The 1,176-nt window shown below is 45.9% G+C and carries 1 protein-coding gene; it reads right to left on the reverse strand.

Features of this window, described 5'->3' with window-relative positions; genetic code table 11:
- Positions 1–1,055: CmpA/NrtA family ABC transporter substrate-binding protein (locus A3762_RS18195; RefSeq protein ID WP_231878855.1), on the reverse strand; the 1,055-nt coding region annotated here is incomplete at its 3' end.
- Between the last annotated feature and the right edge of the window lie 121 nt (positions 1,056–1,176).

Genomic DNA, 1,176 nt, shown 5'->3' on the forward strand with positions numbered 1-1,176 from the left:
CCCCAACGACGCATCTGTGTTAGATACCAAATTGCATCACTGTAGTAAGGATAAGTCGCGTTGTAACGGAAGAATACGTTGAAGTCAGGAATCTCACGCTTATCGCCTTTCTCGTACTCAAACGTACCCGTCATACTGTTTGCAATAACCTCGTAGTCAGCACCAACGTAGTTTGCTTGAGATAAGATTTTTACCGCTTCTGGACGGTTAGCGTTGTTGTTCTCATCCAACCACATTGCTGCGCGGATCATCGCTTTTACAACGCGAGCATGCGTATTTGGATATTTCTCTGCCCACTCGTTACTCACACCGAAAACTTTCTCTGGGTTGTTCTTCCAAATTTCGTAATCCGTTACAACTGGCACACCAATACCTTTAAATACTGCTTGCTGGTTCCACGGCTCGCCCACACAGTAACCATAAATAGTGCCGGCTTCCATCGTTGCTGGCATTTGTGGTGGTGGAGTAACCGAAAGCAATGCATCTGCATCAATCTGACCGCTGGTATCACCTTTATGTGGTGCGTAATAGCCAGGGTGAATACCACCAGCAGCTAACCAGTAACGTAACTCATAGTTGTGCGTCGATACTGGGAATACCATACCCATGTTAAATGGCTTACCTTCGCTCTGATATTTTTCAACAACAGGCTTTAGTGCGTCAGCTTTGATTGGGTGCACTGGCTTGCCACCTTCGTGAGGAATATTCGGCTTCATTTGTGACCAAATATCGTTTGATACGGTAATCGCATTACCATTCAAATCCATGCTGAAAGCAGTAATGATGTGCGCCTGCGTACCGAAACCAATCGTCGCACCAAGTGGCTGACCTGCCAACATATGAGCACCATCAAGCTGGCCGTCGATCACGCGGTCTAGCAATACTTTCCAGTTCGCCTGTGCTTCCAAGGTAACGTAAAGACCTTCGTCCTCGAAGTAACCTTTTTCATACGCAACAGCTAATGGAGCCATGTCCGTCAATTTAATGAAGCCAAATTTCAACTCTTCTTTTTCTGGCCATCCTAACTCTTGTGCTGTCACAGAAGTACTGATCATTGCACCTGCAGCAGCAACGGTGACTGACATCACCGCTAGCTTGGTTTTCAATGAACTCAAAAATCCTGTTTTTTTCATGCTCTACTCCGACTGTCTCCAGTTCTTTCGCCAAAAAAAAACC

The sequence above is a fragment of the Oleiphilus sp. HI0125 genome, assembly GCF_001635355.1.